Origin of the sequence: Pantoea sp. S18 (assembly GCF_045689705.1) — a bacterium.
Classification (GTDB): Bacteria; Pseudomonadota; Gammaproteobacteria; order Enterobacterales; family Enterobacteriaceae; genus Pantoea; species Pantoea symbiotica.
Genome location: NZ_CP142688.1, coordinates 3,796,903 through 3,816,724 on the forward strand (window position 1 = coordinate 3,796,903; position 19,822 = coordinate 3,816,724).

Sequence of the window (19,822 nt, forward strand, 5' to 3'; positions counted from 1 at the left end):
GTTTTCGCATTACTGAGTGAACTTACTCAGCAACTACATTCACAACCAGTTTAGCGAATACTTCGCTATGGATCTGGAAGTCAACTTCGTGCTCACCGGTGGTGCGCAGTACGCCTTCTGGAAGACGAACTTCGCTTTTAGCCACTTCAACGCCAGCTGCAGTTACTGCATCAGCGATGTCACGGGTACCGATGGAACCGAACAGTTTACCAGCGTCGCCTGATTTAGACGCGATGGTTACGTTGCCCAGTGCGTTGATTTTCTCTGCACGTGCGTTAGCAGCAGCCAGAACGTCAGCCAGTTTGGCTTCCAGTTCAGCGCGACGTGTTTCGAAGAACTCAACGTTTTTCTTGGTAGCAGGAACAGCTTTACCCTGTGGAACCAGGAAGTTACGAGCGTAGCCCGCTTTAACGTTAACCTGATCACCCAGGCTGCCCAGGTTTGCTACTTTATCAAGCAGAATAACTTGCATTACCTTATCCTCTTAAAGTCGTTAATGGACAACTACCGATTACTGATGACGATCAGTGTACGGAAGCAGGGACAGGTAGCGAGCGCGCTTGATGCAACGAGCGAGCTGGCGCTGGTATTTTGCACGAGTACCGGTAATACGGCTCGGGACAATTTTACCGCTTTCGGTAATGTAGTTTTTCAGTGTAGCGATATCTTTGTAATCAATCTCTACAACGCCTTCCGCGGTGAAACGGCAGAACTTGCGACGACGGAAATAACGTGCCATTTGGCTAGTCTCCAGAATCTATCAAATCAATCTGCTCGGCATGTAACACCATTCTGCTCTGACCATTGCGTGCCTGATGGCAGCTAATGAAGCCTTCAAGAGTGAGTTGCGTGCCGACCGTTATATGTTGAGTAATCACCTGATGGGTGCTGCCGCTGATAATCACCGGCATTTGACACCAGGCTTGCCGGTGGAAACCGGCTTCCTCTTGCACAGAACGATGCTCAAGCACGAACTGGCAATGAGGAATCCCTGACGGACTGACTTTTCGAACCGGCGTCTTGCACACAGTGCCAGACAGGCGCAGTCGATTTGCCGTCATGTCGGATTACTCTTCAGAATCCCCAGCATCTGAGTCATCAGCCGATTCGTTAGCAAAGTCTTCGCGGCGATCACGACGCTCGTCTTTAGCTTTAACCATCGGAGATGCTTCAGTTACCGCGTGCTTAACGCGCATAACCATGCTGCGGATAACGGCGTCGTTGAAGCGGAAGTTAGTTTCCAGCTCGTCAATCACTTCCTGCGGCGCTTCTACGTTCAGCAGAACATAGTGAGCTTTGTGCAGTTTGTTGATTGGGTAAGCCAGCTGACGGCGGCCCCAGTCTTCCAGACGGTGAATCGTGCCCTGTGCACCGGTGATAGCACCAGTGTAACGCTCGATCATACCTGGAACCTGTTCGCTCTGGTCAGGGTGGACCATAAATACGATTTCGTAATGACGCATCGATAGCTCCTTACGGATTATTCAGCCTCCTGTCAGGGTCAGCTGCGGCCCACGGAAGCAAGGAACGTTATAGGTTGCGAATCATTTAAAAAATGAAACACACCTCTGAATGCAGCTGAAAAATTGACGCGTAATCATACTGGCGTCCTTACGGAAACTCAAGCGCACAATTCATCAAATGGCGACTATCGTGCCAGCTGATGCGGCTTTTTGTGCTAAGTGAGATGCGTCAGAGAGTTAGCGAGCGTTTGATCAAATTCTCTGAACAAGGCGTTCAATGGGACGATCTGGCGGCAAGTTGGTTAAGAACTACACTATTTACAGGCGCAACGAATAATCCTATTTGCCGCGTCTGAGAGTGCAATCCCTGTGAGTCTGGAGTCGATTATGAAAATGATCATTTTCGCCACTTTACTGGGTCTCTTCCTGTCTCCACCCGCTTTTGCCAGCTCCGCTGACTACGCGCAGCAGATGAGAAGTAACAGCAACGCGGCATCAGGCTATGTCTACGTTAATAGGTTGGATGCGCCTGCAAGCAGTAACCCAGTCAGTGCCAATACCAGCGCCGCCGAACGGTTGTCATCACAACTTTAGTTCGGCAACTTAAACGGGCTGGCGCCAATCACGCCAACCCGCATTTTTTATAAATGGTGTTTAAAGAAACTGACCAGCGCCGTCAGGGCCGAAGGCGTGATTTTGTGGCCGATGTTCTTTTCGGAAAGCGCGGTCATCTGTTGATCGAGTTGCGCCTCGCCTAACGCTTTCTGCAGACGCGCCGTTTCGGCAAAGGGCACCACTTCATCCGCTTCGCCGTGCCACAGCAGCAAAGGTCGATTCGCCAGTTTCTCCAGTTGCTCGCTGGGATCGTACGGCGCCAGCGGCGCTAAACGCGCGGCAAAAGCCTCTTTCTGTTCTGGCGTACGCACCACCAGCGGCGGAAACAGCGTATGACTCAGCTGCATGAAGTAGCCGGACCCCATTAAACACGCCACGCTGTGGATTTGCGGATAGCGCGCCATTGCGCCCAGCGCGGTCATGCCGCCCATCGAGGCGCCCGCCACGGCAAAACGCTCATCGGCAATCCAGTCGTTATCGCGCAGCACCTTTTCCAGCAACGGCACTTCATCGATGTTCTGTTTGAGGATCTCCCAGAAGTGGGTCATACGTGCATCGGTATCGCCGTTGTAGCGCGCTCCGTGCATGTCCGCATCGGGCATTATCACGCGGAAACCGGCCTGCGCCAGCGCCACGGCAAAGTAGCTGTAAACCTCTTTCGATGAGGTAAAACCGTGATAGAACAGCACCGTGGGTAAGCGCGCCTGGCGCTGCCCGGCCGGTGCTGCGTGAATACATTCGATGCCTGCCAGATTCTCCGTTGCCAACTCAATCATACCGCCTCCATTGAGAATGATTATCACTGGACTCAGTGTAAGCGCTGCCGGACAAAATGCGAGCCACTTCACATTAAGTTTGAATAATTTCTGCCCTAAACATTTAGCCCGCTTTGCCGTTGATCTTGTACCCCTTCAATAATCTCAAAAGGTACTTTATGAAGCGTCTTTCTCTCAGCGCCATGGGTCTCGGAATCAAGCTGTCTGTATTGACGTCTTTGAGCGTGGCAATTGTGCTATTTACTCTGACCTTAACCCTGAGCCATAACGCGGCACGTCAGCTGGAGCAGCTGGCAACCGATGATATGCAGAATCAGGTGCAAGGTATTAATGAAATGGCCACCATGTTCAACGCCACGCTGTCGGAAGAGGTGGCGAATTACACCAAACTGTTCCAAAGCTTCCTGCCAAAACGTTTTAGTCGCGACGACAGCGAACGTGTTCAGGTGGGCGAATTCAGCACGCCAACACTGCGAGCGGGATTGAAAACCCTCAACCTCGATCAAATCGCAGTAGATGATTTTCTCGATCGCACCGGTGCGGTATCCACCATCTTCGTGCGTGACGGCGAGGATTACATTCGTATCGCTACCTCGCTGAAAAAAGAGGATGGCAGCCGCGCGGTGGGCACCAAACTGGATCGCAGCAGCGCTGCCTGGCGCAGCATCAATCAGGGCACGGTATATCGCGGCCTGGCGACGCTGTTCGGCCATCGTTACATCACGCAGTATCAGCCGGTGCAGGATAGCAGCGGTACGGTGATCGCCATCCTGTTCGTCGGGGTGCAGATCGATGCGCAGTATGCGCTGATGCGCGACAAAGTGCTGGCGCGCCATCTTGGCGACAGCGGCACCTTCTCGGTTATGAACGGTGCGCCGGGCAGCAGCCAGGGCCAATATCTGTTTGATCGTCACGCTGAAGGCAAACTGCCGCGCTGGGATAACGCCACGCAGCAGCAACTGCTTAGCCAGCCGAAGGGATTAGTGGCGGTTGAACTGGATGGCGAAACCAAACTGCTGGCGTGGCAGCAACTGCCGGGCTGGAACTGGATTATCGCCGGTGAAGTGAGCCGTGCCAGCCTGCTGGCACCAATCACGCACAGCCGTAACCTGTTTATGACGATTGGGCTGGCGCTAGTGATCGCTTTTGCCATGGGTTTTATGTGGTACAGCCGCCGCGCCATCACGCGTCCTCTGCAGCAGGTGATCCATCTGGCAGAACAGTACGCCGCCGGTAATCTGCAGGCACATCTCGACTCTTCACGTCGTGATGAGATTGGTCAGTTGGTCAACGCGATTAACGGCATTGGCGATGGGCTGGAGAAAGTGGTCAGTCAGGTGCGTTCGGCGGCGCGTGAAATCAGCAGCGGCACCGATACCATCGCCGCCAGCAGCTCCAGCATCAGCGAGCAGATTGGACGTCAGGCCAGCAGCGTGGAGGAAACCTCGGCCAGCATGGAGCAGTTTGGCGCCACTGTGGCACAAACCGCGGCCAATGTGCGTCAGGCGATGGCGTTGGTTGGTGAAGCGGCTAACACCGTGAATCATGGCGGCAGCACCGTGGCACGCTCGGTGGAAACCATGTCGGAGATTCGTGTGGCGTCGCAGAGCATCGCCGATATCACCCACGTGATTGAGTCAATTGCCTTCCAGACCAACATTCTGGCGCTCAATGCGGCGGTTGAAGCGGCGCGCGCCGGTGAACACGGTAAAGGCTTTGCGGTGGTGGCGGCGGAAGTGCGTGCGCTGGCACAGCGCAGTGCCACGGCAGCCAAAGAGATTGATGGCTTGATTGCCAGCTCAATCGATAAAGTGGCGGCTGGCCATACGCTATCTGAGCAGACGCGCGATGCGATGAGCCATATCGTCAATCACATCGAGCAGGTGAAAACGCTGATGGGTGAGATCAATATTGCTGCGCAGGAACAGGCGGCGGGCATTGGTCAGGTGAATCTGGCGATGAATCACATTAGCCAGGCCACGCATCAAAGCAGCGATATGATTAACCAGTCAGAAACCACCGCCAATCATTTGAGTAAGAAAGGCCATCATCTGACGCAGCTGGTGAGCATTTTTCATCTGAAGGACTAAAAGCCACAGGAAGATGGCTTACACTTGAGCCATCTTCCTGCTTCAGGAGTTGCTATGCGTACTCTCTATTTGGCCTTAACGCTGCTGCTCAGCGGCTGCGCCGCTTTCACCACCACGCCACAAGCTCCGCCGCCACCCACGCAGCAAGCGCAGGAGATTTCACGCGCGCAAAGTTATGGTCTGCCAAAGCTCGGCAATATCACCGCCACCACACGCGGATCGCCGGATGATGCGCAACGCGCTATTGCCGCTAAAGCCAATCAGGCGGGTGCGGTTTACTATCAAATTTTGATGCTGGATGAAACCACCATTCCCAGCTTCTGGTACGCCACCGCCATTCTGTATGGCGCGCCGTCAAGCGGCGCTGCAGCGCAATAGTAAGCGTGCGCAGAGATCGTCGCTCAATGCACGCGTGCCGCGCAAATCAAGATGCTGCTGACACCAGCCATCGGCCAGCGGCGGCTCTGCCACTTTGAGCAGAATCGCGGCACTCGCTAGCTGCAGTAACTCGCGCGTGATCTCCCGCGCCTGCCCTTCGCGCGGATTCGCGAGCTGCAAGCGTAACTGCCGCCAGCGGCGATCAAAGTGACGATTACTGCCTTTCACCGCATCAAACTCATCGTGCAGCATAGTCATCACCTCGGCGTGACGGCCGAGCACGCGCAGGACATCCAGGCACATCACATTGCCGGAGCCTTCCCAAATGCTGTTCACTGGCATCTCACGATAGAGGCGCGGCAGCTCGCTCTCTTCGCAATAGCCAATGCCGCCCAGCACTTCCATTGCTTCTGCCACAAAGGGCATGCCTGCCTGACAGACCACGAATTTGGCGGCCGGTGTGAACAAGCGTGCGTACAAGCGTTCATGTTCGCTGGCCGGTGTTGACCAGGCGCGCGCCAGTCGCAACAGCAAAGCGGTTTGTCCTTCCAGCTGTAGCGCCTGTTGCGCCAGCACTGCGCGCATCAGCGGCTGATCGATAAGGTTCTTGCCCATCACCTGACGCTGCTGCGCATGGTGTACGGCTATCGACAGCGCACGACGCATCTGTCCGTGGCTGCCCAGCGCGCAGTCGAAGCGCGTCATGCCGCCCATCTTGAGGATCAGTCGCACGCCATCGCCCTCTTCGCCCATCAGCCAGCCGATTGCATCCTGAAATTCCACTTCAGCGCTGGCGTTGGAACGATTGCCGAGCTTGTCTTTCAGTCGTTCGATGCGAATGGCGTTGCGCGAGCCATCCGGCAGCAAGCGGGGCAGGAAGAAGCAACTTAGTCCTTGAGAAGTCTGCGCCAGAATCAGATGCGCATCGCTTTGTGGGACCGAGAAAAACCATTTATGGCCGGTGATGCGATACGCTTCACCCGGCCCGCGCACGCCGAGCGGTTCGGCGCGTGTGGTGTTGCTCAACACATCGGTGCCGCCCTGCTTTTCCGTCATGCCCATGCCAATCAGCAGGCCGCGTTTCTTATTGCCCGGCAGATGATGCGCATCGTAACGATCGCTGAGCAGCGCTTCGCGCCAGTCAGCGTAGGGTTCAGGCAGATGATTTTGCAGCAGCGGAATGGCGGCGTGCGTCATGGTCACCGGACAGAGCGAGCCCGCTTCCACCTGTGCATGCAGGATAAAACGAGCGGCACGCGCCACCATCGCCTGCGGCTGTACATCGGGCTGCCAGCTGAGATTGTGAAGCCGGCTGGCGCACAATCCCTGCATCAGCAGATGCCAGGCGGGATGAAAACGCACTTCGTCGAGACGTTCGCCGCGCGCGTTGTAGCGCAGCAGTTCTGGCGCTTCAACGTTCGCTAAGCGGCCTAACTCAAGGGATTCGGCACTGCCAAGTTGCAGGCCGACGGAAGCCAGCCATTCGCGATCCCAGCTGGCGCCTTCGCGTGCCACGGCCTCGCACAGGGCGATATCTCGCGTAAACAGGTTGCTGTTGCTGAGCGGATCGGGCTGGTTGAATACGGTGTGGGTGTGCCAAATCATACATATCCCCGTCATACTTCGAGCTACAGGTGCGTTGGCTGCGTGTGTTCACCCCAGTCACTTACTGATGTAAGCTCCTGGGGACTCACGCACTTGCCGCCTTCCTGTAACTCGAATTATTTAGGGTATAAGTATGTAGCTGTTTTGCAGTTATGCCTGGCCTGGAAATTTTTTTGCGGTGGGGATCACGCCTGACGCTGGCGAACGGCTTCGAACAAGCAGACGCCGGTGGCAACTGACACGTTGAGTGACGAGACGCTGCCGGCCATTGGGATGCTGATCAGCTCATCGCAATGCTCACGCGTCAAACGACGCATGCCTTCACCTTCCGCACCCATCACCAGCGCCATTGGGCCAGTCATTTTGCTTTGGTAAACGGTGTGATCGGCTTCGCCTGCGGTGCCAACTACCCAGACGTTGTATTCCTGCAGCAAGCGCAAGGTACGCGCCAGGTTGGTGACGCGAATCAACGGCACGTTTTCTGCCGCGCCGCTGGCCACTTTCTTCGCGGTGGCATTCAACGGTGCTGCACGGTCTTTTGGCACGATGACCGCATGCACGCCAGCGGCATCCGCGCTACGCAGGCAAGCACCGAGATTGTGCGGATCGGTAACGCCATCCAGCACCAGCAGGAACGGCTTTTCGAGGCTCTGCAGCAGATCCGGCAAATCACCTTCCTGATACTGCTTGCCTGGCTTCACGCGCGCCACAATGCCCTGATGCACGCCGCCTTCAACCTGGCTATCGAGCCATTGACGGTTCGCCACCTGCACCGGGATTCCCTGAGCTTCCAGTGCGAGGATCAGCGGCTGCAGGCGACGATCTTCGCGGCCTTTAAGGATAAAGACTTCCTGAAAACGCTGAGGATCGCGCTCCAGCAGCGCCTGCACGCTATGAATACCAAAAATTATTTCACTCATTACTTTGCTCAAGGTTGGATTTAGATCGTTGAATACGGAGATTCGGGTACGCATTAATGCGCACCCTGCAACGTTTTCGTCTGGTCGCCATACAAGGCGACCAAACTATCAGGCTTCGTCAGGCTGCTTCTTCGACGCACGCTTGGACTTGGTGGCGGCGGCGATTTTACGGGTTTTCTCGGAAACTTTTTTGCCTTTTTTCTCGCTTTTAGCCGGTTTCTCAGCAACGGCAGGCTTTTTCTTGTCGCCACGGAACGCTGAATCAGGCTCGAAAGTGCCCTTCTTACCGGCATCACGACGACGTTTAGCTGGCGGTTTGCCGCCGCGTTTCTCACGCTCGCGCTCGGTTTTGCCTTCGCCGCGCGGTACACGCTTGCTGGAAATCAGCGCGAAGTCGATTTTACGCTCGTCCATATGCACTGCATCTACGCGCACTTCCACCGCATCGCCCAGACGATAAGTGCGACCGCCGGATTCGCCAATTAGACGCTGCCCCACCGCATCGAAGCGATAATAATCATTATCCAGCGTCGAGACGTGCACCAAACCATCGATAAACAGATCGTTGAGACGCACGAAGAAACCAAAGCCAGTCACGCTGGAGATTACGCCGTTGAACACGGTGCCAACCTGATCCTGCATGAAGTCACACTTCAGCCAATCAGCAACATCGCGCGTGGCTTCATCAGCACGGCGCTCGGTCAGCGAACAGTGCTGGCCCAACTGCAGCATTTGCTGCATGTCGTAGTGATAACCGCCGGTCGGCGTGGTGATGCCATCGACTTCGCCGCGCTCTTTTGCCAGCAGATATTTGATGGCGCGATGCAGCAGCAAATCCGGATAACGGCGAATCGGCGAGGTAAAGTGCGCATAAGACGCCAGCGCCAGGCCGAAGTGCCCGCGGTTTTCAGGATCGTAAACCGCCTGCTTCATCGAACGCAGCAGCATGGTTTGCAGCATTTCCGCGTCTGGACGATCGGCAACTTGTTTCAGCAGAGCAGCATAATCGGTCGGATGCGGCTTAGCGCCGCCCGGCAGGCTTAAGCCCAGCTCATTCAACACGGTACGGAAGCTTTTGATGCTGTCTTCGCTAGGGCGATCGTGATCGCGGAACAGCGCAGGCTCTTCATTTTTCTCAACAAAACGCGCCGAGGCGATGTTGGCGAGAATCATGCACTCTTCAATCAGCTTGTGCGCATCATTGCGTGAAGTGCGCTCAACGCGCTCAATGCGACGCTCGGCGTTGAAGATGAACTTGGCTTCATCGGTCTCAAACGAAATGCCGCCACGCTGCTCGCGCGCGGTTTCCAACACCTGATACATGTTGTGCAGCTCTTGCAAATGGGGAACCTGCGCCGCGTATTGTTCACGCAGATCGGCATCACCTTGCAGAATGTTCCACACTTTGTTGTAGGTCAGTCGCGCATGGGAGTTCATCACCGCTTCATAGTGTTTGAAACCGGTGAGTTTGCCGCTGGAGGAGATGGTCATCTCGCACACCATGCACAAACGATCAACCTGCGGATTCAACGAGCACAAGCCGTTGGAGAGAATCTCCGGCAGCATCGGGATAACCTGCGACGGGAAATAGACCGAGGTGCCGCGCTGATGCGCTTCATCGTCCAGCGGCGTGCCCGGACGCACGTAATAGCTGACGTCAGCAATCGCCACCCACAAACGCCAGCCGCCGCCGCGCTTCTTCTCGCAGAAAACAGCATCATCAAAGTCGCGCGCATCTTCACCATCAATGGTGACCAGCGGCAACTTACGTAAATCAACACGCCCAAGCTTCGCCTCTTCCGGCACTTCTTCTTTCAGCTTAGCGATCTGCTTCTCAACTTCTTCCGGCCAGGTGTGCGGGATTTCATGAGTGCGCACCGCCATATCGACCGCAAGGCTGGTGCCCATATCGTCGCCAAGCAGTTCCGTAATCTTGCCGAGCGCCTTGGTGCGACGCGTGGCACGTTGGGTGATTTCCACCACCACCACCGAACCCATACGCGCGTTGAGCGTTTCTTCTTGCGGGATCAGAATATCAAAGCTCAGGCGGCTGTCGTCTGGCACCACAAATCCGGTGCCCGCATCGGTGAAGTAGCGACCAACGATCTGGCTGTTACGCGGTTCAAGCACACGCACAACGCGCGCTTCGCGACGACCTTTACGATCGGCGCTGCCCGGCTGCGCCAGAATTACGTCGCCGTGCAGGCAGAATTTCATCTGTTCGGCAGAGAGATAGAAATCATCTTTCTGGCCTTCCACGCGCAGGAAGCCGTAGCCATCGCGATGACCAATCACTTTTCCGCGCAGGAGATCGAGACGTTCTGGCAGGGCGTAACATTGACGACGTGTAAACACCAGCTGACCATCGCGCTCCATGGCGCGCAGACGACGACGCAGCGCTTCCAGTTGCTCTTCGCTGGTGATATTCAATTCCTGCGCGATGTCATCGCGGTTGGTCGGTTTTTCCCGTTTTTCTAGCAGTGCCAGAATAAATTCGCGGCTTGGAATTGGGTTTTCGTATTTTTCAGCTTCTCTATCCTGAAAAGGATCTTTTGACATTACGGTTCCTCCGATGTCATTTAATTTGGATTGCCACCGGCGGTTCGGACAATAAAAGTTGGTACAGCGAATCGTTATCTTTGACCAAATCGGCCAGCGTATACTTGTCCAGTTCCTTGAGGAATAGCTGGACCGCATCGTGCAATGCTTTACGCAAACGACAGGCCGGCGTGATCACACACTCGTCGCAGTTCACGAGCTGCAATGGCTCCATTCTTCGCACCACATCGCCAATGACGATTTTTTCCGGGTCCATGCCTAAACGAATTCCGCCGTTTTTACCGCGTGTTGCGGCGACAAAGCCAGCCCGGCTCAGTTGGTTGATGATTTTAACCATATGGTTTCGCGACACCCCGTAGGTATCGGTGACTTCGGTAATGTTGGTCTGCTTACCTTCCGGTAACGTCGCCATGTAAATCAGGGCACGCAGACCATAATCGGTAAAACTTGTTAGCTGCACATATACCTCAGTGAATCATCGAACGTTATGGTTATGCGCCGGTCGGCGTGATGTTTAAATATGATGATAAACCAGAGCGTGGTGGCCGGTGCGTTTTTTCTGGCAAGTATCGATATCTGCAAGAAAAAATAGAGTGAGTGGAGTCAAAGATTAGAAATACAAAGGCCGGACAGAGTCCGGCCTGAGGAGATTATGCGTCGAACGGGTCGCGCAGAATCATGGTCTCACTGCGGTCTGGGCCGGTAGAAATAATATCAATTGGCACACCGGTCACTTCTTCTACACGTTTGATGTAGTCACGTGCAGCTTGCGGCAGACCTTCCAGCGTCTTAACGCCGAATGTGGTCTCGCTCCAGCCTGGCATGGTTTCGTAAATCGGCTCAATGCCTTCCCAGCCTTCAGCCGCCAGCGGCGTGGTGGTCATTTCGCGGCCATCTGGCATGCGATAAGCCACACAGATTTTCACTTCTTTCAGGCCATCCAGCACGTCCAGCTTGGTCATGCAGAAACCTGACAGCGAGTTGATCTGTACTGCACGGCGAACGGCAACCGCATCCAGCCAGCCGGTACGACGACGACGACCGGTGGTCGCGCCGAACTCGTTACCTTGTGCACACAGGAACTCACCGGTTTCGTCGAACAGTTCGGTCGGGAATGGACCTGCACCAACGCGCGTTGAGTAGGCTTTAACGATACCCAGCACGTAATCAACATAGCGAGGACCAATACCTGAACCCGTCGCTACGCCGCCTGCGGTAGTGTTCGATGAGGTCACGTACGGATAGGTACCGTGGTCGATATCCAGCAGCGTACCCTGTGCACCTTCGAACATGATCAGGTCGCCACGCTTACGCGCGCCGTCCAGCAGATCAGACACATCAACCACCATGCTGGTAATGATATCGGCAACCGCCAGCGTATCACTCAGCACTTTTTCGTAGTCAACAGCGTCAGTTTTGTAATAGTTAACCAGCTGGAAGTTGTAGAAATCGACGATCTCTTTCAGCTTCACCGCAAAGGTTTCTTTATTGAAGAGATCGCTCACGCGCAGACCGCGACGTGCCACTTTATCTTCATAGGCAGGACCGATACCGCGACCGGTGGTGCCGATAGCTTTGGCGCCACGCGCTTTCTCGCGCGCCACATCCATTGCTACGTGGTATTGCAGAATCAATGGGCAGGCTTCAGAGATCAACAGACGTTCACGTACCGGCACACCGCGCTCTTCCAGACCTTTCATCTCTTTCATCAGCGCTTCAGGCGACAGTACAACGCCGTTACCAATGATGCTGGTGACGTTTTCACGCAGGATGCCAGATGGAATTAAGTGGAGGACGGTTTTTTCACCGTTGATGACAAGTGTGTGGCCTGCATTATGGCCACCTTGGTAACGCACGACGTAATTCGCGCGCTCTGTCAGAAGGTCTACGATCTTACCTTTACCTTCGTCACCCCATTGGGTGCCCAGTACGACGACGTTCTTACCCATTTTTTCAAAATCACCGATTGCTTAAAAATGGATTCTACCACCTGACTTTTACTCTTTCAGCACTTTTAGCATACGATTGCGCTGTTTTTTGCCTGAGTTTTGCTCAGCTCACAACATGTTGGGGGAACAGCGGCCAACAGACACAATTGAGTCGCGCGGCATCACAAAAAATTTACGCTGATTAACGCGCATGCATACTGCTCATCGCGTAGATCACCACGCCGGCCACCACTAAACCGCCACCAAAACGATGCAAGAGGCGATCGGGTAACTGCGTCATCGCCAGGATCATGCGTCGCCAGGCGCGCGGCATAAACATCGGTCCAAGTCCTTCCAGCACCAAAACCAAAGCCAGCGCCATCCATATGGTTGAATTCATGATTTTTTCCCAAAAAAAAGGCCGACAACATTGTCGGCCTGGACTTTATATCAGTTCTTAACGCGTGGCGTTAGAGGGCGCTTTCATATAGCGGAAGAAATCGCTATCCGGGCTTAGCACTAACACATCCTGATTATCTGAGAAGCTATTCTCATAGGCACGCAGGCTGCGGATAAAGGCGTAGAAATCCGGATCCTGGCTGAAGGCATCAGCAAACAGTTTTGCCGCTTCACCATCACCTTCACCGCGAGAAATCAGCGCTTCACGCTGTGCCTCTGCCAGTGTACGCGTGACCTGATAATCGGCCTGCGCACGCAGTTTCTCTGCCTCTTCCTGACCTTGTGAACGCTGACTACGCGCTACCGCTTCACGCTCGGCGCGCATACGGTTGTAGATCGCGTCAGAAACTTCAGTCGGCAGGTTGATCTGCTTGATGCGCACGTCGACAACTTCAATACCCAACGCAGCCATACTGTTCGGGTTTGGTGCCGGCTCGCTGCTGTTGGTTTCACGTTCTACACGTGCTGCCGCATTCGCAATTGCGTCATCCGCAGCTGGCGTCTGAACGTCATCATCATTACCTGCGCTACCGGTGTTCAGGGCATCACGCACGTCGGTGGTCAAACGGCCACGCGAATCGGTCACGATGTCTTTTACATCCAGACGCCCCATTTCAGAACGCAAACGGTCACTGAACTTACGTTTCAGCAGCACTTCCGCCTGAGAAACGTCGCCACCACCGGTTGCCAGGTAGTAACGGCTGAAGTCACTGATACGCCATTTGATATAAGAATCAACGATCAGGTCTTTCTTCTCTTTGGTAACAAAGCGGTCAGCCTGGTTATCCATGGTCTGAATGCGCGCATCCAGTGATTTCATGGTTTCGATAAACGGAATTTTGAAATGCAGACCCGGTGCGTACACCAGCGGTTTGTTTTCGTCATCACGCAGAACCTTACCAAAGCGCAGCACGATGCCGCGTTGACCTTCCTGCACCACGAACAGTGACGCGTAAAGCACCACCAGCACTACAATAATTACGGCGATGATTGGCTTACGCATCGATTACTCCCTCCCCTGGCGCTGGGTATCGTTGCGCAGCGCATTGGCGCGACGCTGATCCATGATGCTGTCTGGACTGTAAGATGAAGTATCTCCCCGATTCGCATTGCTATCGGACGACGAAGGAGACTTCATTAAATTCGTCATTTTCTGACCGCCCTGGCCAGATGCCTGACCACCGCGCATCAGTTGATCCAGTGGCAGAACCGTCAAATTGTTACCACGATCGCTGATCAACACCTTGCGGGTATGACTCAGCACGCGTTCCATGGTTTCAATGTAGAGACGCTCTTTCGTGATTTCCGGTGCAGCTTTATATTCAGGCAGCAAGCGGGCAAAACGTGCCACTTCACCCTGCGCTTCTAATACCGTACGTTCTTTGTAAGCACGACCCTCTTCGAGGATACGCTGCGCCTGACCATTAGCACGCGGCTGAACTTCGTTCGAATAAGCTTCAGCTTCACGCACGTACTGTTCACGGTTTTCACGCGCGGCAATCGCATCGTCAAATGCGGCTTTAACTTCTTCCGGTGGACGCGCCGCCTGGAAGTTTACGTCCAGCAGGGTAATACCCATGTTGTACGGACGGATGGTCTCGTCGAGCTCACGCTGAGTTTCGCTACGTACCACGGTACGGCCTTCCGTCAGGATGCGGTCCATGGTTGAGCGACCAATAACGCCACGCAAGGCGCTGTCAGTGGCCTGACGCAGGCTGTCGTCAGCGCTGGTCACGGCATATAGATAACGCTCAGGATCGGTCACGCGGTACTGTACGTTCATCTCAACGCGCACCACGTTCTCATCCGACGTCAACATCACGCCAGACGCGGCCAGTTCACGTACTGCTTCTACGTTTACGGCGCGAACCTGATCGACGAAAGTCGGTTTCCAGTTGAGGCCTGGCTCAACCAGATGGCTAAATTTGCCAAAGCGCGTGACGACGCCACGTTCCGCTTCTTTGATGGTGTAGAAACCGCTAGCCGCCCAGATAACGACCGCCGCTACAGCAACAATGCCAACTATTTTGCCACCGCTACCGCCGCTGCGTTGGCCATTGTCATTCTGTTTGCCACCGCCCAGTCCGCCGAGTTTTTTACTCAGCTTTCGGAAGATATCATCCAGATCAGGTGGTCCCTGATCGCGACCTCCTTTATTTCCCCCAGAGTTGCCGCCTTGATTATTGCTGCTTCCCCACGGGTCGCGGTCCTGTCCGTTATTTCCGGGCTGATTCCACGCCATGTTTCTACTCCATTTATTGTATTTACGGCTTACCCTTCATCTTTCAGATTGTAGCGGCGTTGGCTGCTTTCACTCATCCCGGTCACTTACTGATGTAAGCTCCCGGGAATTCGTTCAATTGCCGCCTTGCTACAACCTGAAATCTTTTGGGTAAGATCGGTTAGGCAACGGTCAAACAATATAACTGGCTAGCGACGGCTCTTGTTTACACAGACGGCGCCAATCAACGATCGGCATACGCACGTGCAAACTCACACAGCCATCATCTTCATTCCATTCTTTTTCTATAGCATGCAACTGATAAAAACGACTGCGTAAACGGCCTGCTTCCGGCGGCAGACGTAAATCGTACTGCGCAATTTCACCGGCTAAACGTTCAGAAAGCGCCTGCCACAGTAACGGCAGACCCACGCCGCTCTGTGCAGATAACCAAACGCGAATCGGTTGATTCTCTTCGTTGCGATCGATACGCGGCTCAAAGTCCTCCAGCATATCGATTTTGTTCATGACCATCAGTGCTGGAATTTCATCGGATTCTATTTCTACCAGCACTTCATTCACGGCTTCGATGTTGTCATTGATACGTAAATCAGCCGCATCAACAACATGGAGCAGCAGCGCTGCCTGACGCGTTTCCTGCAGCGTAGCTTTAAACGCGGCCACTAAGTCATGTGGCAAATGACGAATAAATCCCACTGTGTCAGCCAGAACCACTTCACCAACGTCTGCAACGTTCAGGCGACGTAATGTCGGATCAAGCGTCGCAAACAGTTGATCTGCCACATAAACATCAGCGGAGGTTATTGCATTAAACAGGGTAGATTTGCCTGCGTTGGTGTAGCCCACCAGAGAAACGGTTGGCACGTCAGCTTTAGCACGTGATTGGCGGCCCTGATCGCGCTGCTTCTCAACACGCTCAAGACGGGAAAGGATCAGGCTAATTCGATTGCGTAGTAAACGACGGTCCGTTTCCAACTGGGTTTCCCCCGGACCACGTAAACCGATACCACCTTTTTGGCGCTCAAGGTGCGTCCATCCACGCACTAAACGTGTTGCCATATGGCGTAACTGTGCCAGCTCGACCTGTAATTTACCCTCATGGGTACGGGCGCGCTGAGCGAAAATATCAAGGATTAGGCCGGTGCGGTCAACGACACGACATTCGCACACACGCTCTAAATTACGTTCCTGGGCAGGAGTTAAGGCATGATCGAATAAAACGACCGATGCTCCACTCGCTTTCACCGCATCGGCAATTTCAACTGCCTTTCCTTCACCGACAAAATATTTGGGATGTGGCGCTTTACGGCTGCCCGTAATGACTTGCAGCGCTTCAACGCCCGCAGAAGAGACAAGAGTTTCAAACTCCTGCAAATCTTCCAGCTCTTTGTCTTGGGAGAACCAGATGTGTACCAGTACGGCCTGCTCACCGGCTTCATAACGGTCAAACAAGCTATAACCTCGCTAAAATAAAATAACCAGGACAGGAAAACGTGCTCGTTCTCCAGCCCTGGCTTTACGGCAGCGCAAAATTATTCTGCGTTATCGCCGTCTTGTTGTGGCTGCGACTGAGCGCCTTGGTTGCTTCCGCTGTGATGATAGTTGCTGCTACCACCGCTGCCGCCCGCGTTATTGCTATGGTGCGACACTGGGCGAGAAGGAACCACTGTAGAGATGGCGTGCTTATACACCATCTGGCTGACCGTGTTTTTTAACAGAATGACGAACTGATCAAAGGATTCAATTTGCCCTTGCAGCTTAATACCATTCACCAAATAGATCGAAACCGGTACACGTTCACGACGCAATGCGTTCAAAAACGGGTCTTGTAAAGATTGCCCCTTAGCCATTCTATCTTTTCCTTATATGCTTGTTGTTTGTTGCTTTAAGAACCGTGGTTCAGAAAAACTGCGTAAAAATTTGCGCACGATAACCAATCAATTGTACACAATCATCCCTGCTACGCACTAACTACCTTAAGCACCGCATTACGCGCTAACTCTGGCTCATCACTGTTTAACCAGTGTACTTCAGGCCAGCCACGTAACCAGGTCATCTGGCGTTTAGCGAGCTGCCGAGTGGCGCAAATTCCCCGATAAACCATTTCGTCGTAATCGATTTCGCCTGATAAATAAGACCACATCTGGCGATAACCTACACAACGAATGGAAGGCATGTCCGTATGCAAATCACCTCGCGCAAACAGTGCACGAGCCTCCGCTTCAAATCCTGACGCTAGCATCTGGTCGTAACGCAACGCAATGCGTTGATGTATCAGTTCACGACTCGCAGGTGCGATAGCAAACTGGTACACGTCGTAGGGTAACGCTTCGCCGGAGGTTTTTGTCAGTTCCGTTAAAGTTTTACCCGAAATAAAAAAAACTTCCAGTGCTCGCGAAAGTCTCTGCGGATCATTCGGATGAATACGACTACCGGCGACCGGATCGATTTCACACAGCTGACGGTGCAGGGCTTCCCACCCTTTCTCCGCCGCCATTTGCTCTATTCGCTGACGCACCTCAGGATCGGCCGAGGGCAACGGCGACAATCCTTCAAGTAACGCCTTGAAGTAGAGCATGGTTCCACCAACAAGCAACGGAATCTTCCCCTTCCGGGTGATCTCCGCCATTTCTGCCAACGCATCGCGACGAAATTCTGCGGCGGAATAGGCTTCCGCCGGATCGCGAATGTCCAGCAAACGATGGGGCGCCAGTGCTAACTCTTCTGCCGACGGTTTCGCCGTGCCAATATCCATCCCGCGATAGATTAAGGCAGAGTCAACGCTAATAAGTTCCACCGGAAGTTGCTGACGCAGCGAAATCGCTAATGCCGTCTTACCGGAGGCGGTAGGCCCCATCAAAAAAATTGCCTTTGGCCGGCTAGCCTGGTTTAGTTCACTCATGCTTCAACGCGTTCAGCGCGCTCTCAATCTCAATGGTCTGTAACAGACCTGAAGGCGGCGACTTCAGCAGTTGCGGGCAAAGCCTTTCCAGCTCTGCCAGCAGTGCAATCGCCTGCGAGTGATTCCAGTGAGCGTCTTCTGCATCATCGCGACGCGCCAGCCATTGGGCCAACGTGGATGCAGAAACCTCTTGCTGCCGGGCCAGGTAGCCTAACAGTTCTGGAATCAAGATTTGTAAATTTTGTGTTCGTAACGGTAAAGGCACCGCACGTAGCGTCACGTGCTGCCCCTCTCGTTGTAAATCAATGCCCATCTGGCTTAGCAGCGCGGCGTGCTCGGTGATAGCGGCCAGTTCCGGCGCGGCAATTTTCAGGCGTACCGGGATCAGCAATGGCTGCGGTTTTAAGCCCTCTTCGCCTGGTTGCAGCTGGGCCTGTTTTAACCAGCGTGCCGCCACGGCCAGTGATAACAATTGCAGCGCACTACCACGTTCCAGCAGCGCATAACGATCCTGCAAAACGCTTAACACGCGGCCAAAACTTTGCGCGTGGGCGGCCAGCGGTGCTTCACGCGTTTCCGGCTGACGCACCGGAGCCGCCGCAGGAACTGGCGCAGCGCGCGGCGTTTCTACCACCGGCGTTTTCATCAACTGCTTATACGCATTGCCTTCACGCGCACTGTAAACCGGCTCCTTACTCTGCCAGCTTGCACCCGCCGCTGCAGAAGCGCTGCCGCTGCGTGGCGTGTTGCTGGGCTGGGCAAAGTGGTTCGCGCCTGCTGCCTGGCGGTTTTCTGGCTGCCACTTCGGTGCCGGTTCTTCGGCGTGGGTGATGGGCAATTCCGGCGCGCGACTGGCTTGCAGCGCGCTCATCACGCCTTGCCAGATAAAATCATGTACCAAACGCGACTGATGGAAACGCACCTCATGCTTAGCCGGATGGACGTTGACATCCACCTGATGCGGATCGATCTCCAGATAGAGCACGTAAGCCGGCTGCTGATCGTCGCCAAGCTGCGTTTGATACGCCTGACGAATCGCGTGATTGATCAGCTTGTCGCGCATCATGCGTCCGTTGACGTAGCAATATTGCAGGTCGGTAACCTGGCGCGAGCCGTTGGGATCGGCGACCCAACCGCGCAGCGCTAAATCGTCGTGCTGCCACTCAATACGCAAAGCGTGCTGCATAAACGTAGTGCCGCAAATGGCACCTAAACGCCGCTCACGCTGCGTATCTTCACTGACCGCGCGATACTGGCGCATCAACTTACCGTTGTGGCTAAGCGAAATGGCGACGTCAAAGCGTGCCAGCGCAATGCGACGAATCACCTCATCGATATGGGTAAATTCGGTCTTTTCAGTCCGCATGAATTTGCGGCGTGCGGGCGTGTTATAGAACAGGTCGAGCACTTCCAGCGATGTACCCACCGGATGCGCAGCCGGTTTCACCGTCACATCCATGTCGCGCCCTTCCGCATAGGCTTGCCAGGCTTCGCTTTGATCGGCGGTGCGTGAAGTCAGCGTTAAACGAGAAACAGAACTGATACTGGCGAGCGCTTCGCCACGAAAACCGAGGCTCATGATCGCCTCAAGGTCATCGAGCGAGGCTATTTTGCTGGTCGCATGCCGCGCCAATGCCATCGCCAGTTCGTCTTTAGCGATGCCGCAGCCGTTGTCGCGAATGCGGATGAGCTTCGCGCCACCTTTCTCAATATCGACATCAATGCGCGTGGCACCGGCATCAAGGCTGTTTTCCACCAGCTCTTTTACGACCGACGCCGGACGCTCAACCACTTCGCCTGCGGCAATCTGGTTCGCCAGCTGCGGCGGTAAAATCTGTATTGGCATGGTGGTGATCCTTCTGGCTGGTTGGCTCACGAGGAGCCA

20 protein-coding genes are annotated in these 19,822 nt (G+C 54.5%); 3 read left to right on the plus strand and 17 right to left on the minus strand.

The features are described from left to right. Nucleotides 1-22: 22 nt before the first annotated feature. Genes rplI through rpsF form a run of 4 tightly spaced genes read right to left on the minus strand, consistent with a single transcriptional unit; the run spans nt 23 to nt 1,463 of the window. Nucleotides 23-472 (minus strand): 50S ribosomal protein L9, encoded by a 450-nt coding sequence (rplI, locus tag VIJ98_RS17565; protein WP_008103594.1) that lies wholly within the window; start codon nt 470-472, stop codon nt 23-25. A 39-nt stretch (nt 473-511) separates the two neighbouring features. Further along, nucleotides 512-739, minus strand: a complete 228-nt coding sequence (gene rpsR, locus VIJ98_RS17570; protein ID WP_002210155.1) for a 30S ribosomal protein S18 — start codon at nt 737-739, stop codon at nt 512-514. A 4-nt stretch (nt 740-743) separates the two neighbouring features. Next, a complete protein-coding gene (gene priB / locus VIJ98_RS17575) occupies nt 744-1,061 on the minus strand; it encodes a primosomal replication protein N (RefSeq protein ID WP_007892027.1) in 318 nt (105 codons plus the stop codon). 6 nt (nt 1,062-1,067) lie between these two features. Further along, the gene (gene rpsF, locus VIJ98_RS17580) at nt 1,068-1,463 is read right to left on the minus strand and encodes a 30S ribosomal protein S6 (protein WP_007892026.1); all 396 of its coding nucleotides are present in this window, start codon (nt 1,461-1,463) and stop codon (nt 1,068-1,070) included. 387 nt (nt 1,464-1,850) lie between these two features. On the opposite strand from rpsF, the gene VIJ98_RS17585 reads away from it, so the two are divergent. Beyond that, a complete protein-coding gene (locus VIJ98_RS17585; protein WP_061720184.1) occupies nt 1,851-2,057 on the plus strand; it encodes a hypothetical protein in 207 nt (68 codons plus the stop codon). 47 nt (nt 2,058-2,104) lie between these two features. Here VIJ98_RS17585 and yjfP read toward each other — a convergent pair whose 3' ends face one another. Then, nucleotides 2,105-2,854 carry an esterase gene (yjfP, locus tag VIJ98_RS17590; RefSeq protein ID WP_154192829.1) on the minus strand — a complete coding sequence of 250 codons (750 nt, stop codon included), beginning with the start codon at nt 2,852-2,854 and terminating at the stop codon, nt 2,105-2,107. 158 nt (nt 2,855-3,012) lie between these two features. Between yjfP and VIJ98_RS17595 the strand changes: the two genes are divergently transcribed. Both VIJ98_RS17595 and bsmA read left to right on the plus strand, forming a co-directional pair. Continuing rightward, a complete protein-coding gene (locus tag VIJ98_RS17595) occupies nt 3,013-4,944 on the plus strand; it encodes a Cache 3/Cache 2 fusion domain-containing protein (RefSeq protein WP_323275299.1) in 1,932 nt (643 codons plus the stop codon). A 54-nt stretch (nt 4,945-4,998) separates the two neighbouring features. Continuing rightward, nucleotides 4,999-5,322: a biofilm peroxide resistance protein BsmA gene (gene bsmA, locus VIJ98_RS17600; protein ID WP_154154942.1), complete on the plus strand. Its 324-nt coding sequence runs from the start codon at nt 4,999-5,001 to the stop codon at nt 5,320-5,322. Here bsmA and VIJ98_RS17605 read toward each other — a convergent pair. The 12 genes from VIJ98_RS17605 to mutL form a co-directional block, all read right to left on the minus strand. Next, complete coding sequence (locus VIJ98_RS17605; RefSeq protein ID WP_154154939.1) at nt 5,299-6,927, minus strand: isovaleryl-CoA dehydrogenase; 1,629 nt, start codon at nt 6,925-6,927, stop codon at nt 5,299-5,301. The genes bsmA and VIJ98_RS17605 overlap by 24 nt on opposite strands. Before the next feature lie 185 nt (nt 6,928-7,112). Further along, the gene (gene rlmB, locus VIJ98_RS17610; protein WP_007892019.1) at nt 7,113-7,847 is read right to left on the minus strand and encodes a 23S rRNA (guanosine(2251)-2'-O)-methyltransferase RlmB; all 735 of its coding nucleotides are present in this window, start codon (nt 7,845-7,847) and stop codon (nt 7,113-7,115) included. A gap of 108 nt (nt 7,848-7,955) precedes the next feature. Next, nucleotides 7,956-10,406 carry a ribonuclease R gene (gene rnr, locus VIJ98_RS17615; RefSeq protein WP_154154936.1) on the minus strand — a complete coding sequence of 817 codons (2,451 nt, stop codon included), beginning with the start codon at nt 10,404-10,406 and terminating at the stop codon, nt 7,956-7,958. A gap of 16 nt (nt 10,407-10,422) precedes the next feature. Next, nucleotides 10,423-10,866 (minus strand): nitric oxide-sensing transcriptional repressor NsrR, encoded by a 444-nt coding sequence (gene nsrR, locus VIJ98_RS17620; RefSeq protein ID WP_008103609.1) that lies wholly within the window; start codon nt 10,864-10,866, stop codon nt 10,423-10,425. 190 nt (nt 10,867-11,056) lie between these two features. Continuing rightward, on the minus strand, nt 11,057-12,355 hold the full coding sequence (locus tag VIJ98_RS17625) for an adenylosuccinate synthase (RefSeq protein WP_008103611.1): 1,299 nt from the start codon (nt 12,353-12,355) through the stop codon (nt 11,057-11,059). 181 nt (nt 12,356-12,536) lie between these two features. Then, nucleotides 12,537-12,734, minus strand: coding sequence for a DUF2065 family protein (locus VIJ98_RS17630; RefSeq protein ID WP_323275302.1), 198 nt, complete (start codon nt 12,732-12,734; stop codon nt 12,537-12,539). Nucleotides 12,735-12,791: 57 nt separating this feature from the next. After that, nucleotides 12,792-13,796 (minus strand): protease modulator HflC, encoded by a 1,005-nt coding sequence (gene hflC / locus VIJ98_RS17635; protein ID WP_008103613.1) that lies wholly within the window; start codon nt 13,794-13,796, stop codon nt 12,792-12,794. A gap of 3 nt (nt 13,797-13,799) precedes the next feature. Beyond that, entirely contained in the window at nt 13,800-15,035 is a 1,236-nt protein-coding gene (gene hflK / locus VIJ98_RS17640) for an FtsH protease activity modulator HflK (protein WP_008103614.1), read from the minus strand. 171 nt (nt 15,036-15,206) lie between these two features. After that, complete coding sequence (gene hflX, locus VIJ98_RS17645; protein WP_154154933.1) at nt 15,207-16,487, minus strand: ribosome rescue GTPase HflX; 1,281 nt, start codon at nt 16,485-16,487, stop codon at nt 15,207-15,209. Between the two features lie 80 nt (nt 16,488-16,567). Further along, nucleotides 16,568-16,885 (minus strand): RNA chaperone Hfq, encoded by a 318-nt coding sequence (gene hfq / locus VIJ98_RS17650; RefSeq protein ID WP_008103618.1) that lies wholly within the window; start codon nt 16,883-16,885, stop codon nt 16,568-16,570. Between the two features lie 110 nt (nt 16,886-16,995). Beyond that, nucleotides 16,996-17,937 carry a tRNA (adenosine(37)-N6)-dimethylallyltransferase MiaA gene (gene miaA / locus VIJ98_RS17655; protein WP_036648157.1) on the minus strand — a complete coding sequence of 314 codons (942 nt, stop codon included), beginning with the start codon at nt 17,935-17,937 and terminating at the stop codon, nt 16,996-16,998. Next, complete coding sequence (gene mutL / locus VIJ98_RS17660) at nt 17,930-19,783, minus strand: DNA mismatch repair endonuclease MutL (protein WP_323275305.1); 1,854 nt, start codon at nt 19,781-19,783, stop codon at nt 17,930-17,932. The genes miaA and mutL overlap by 8 nt, the downstream gene beginning before the upstream one ends. Nucleotides 19,784-19,822 lie beyond the last annotated feature (39 nt).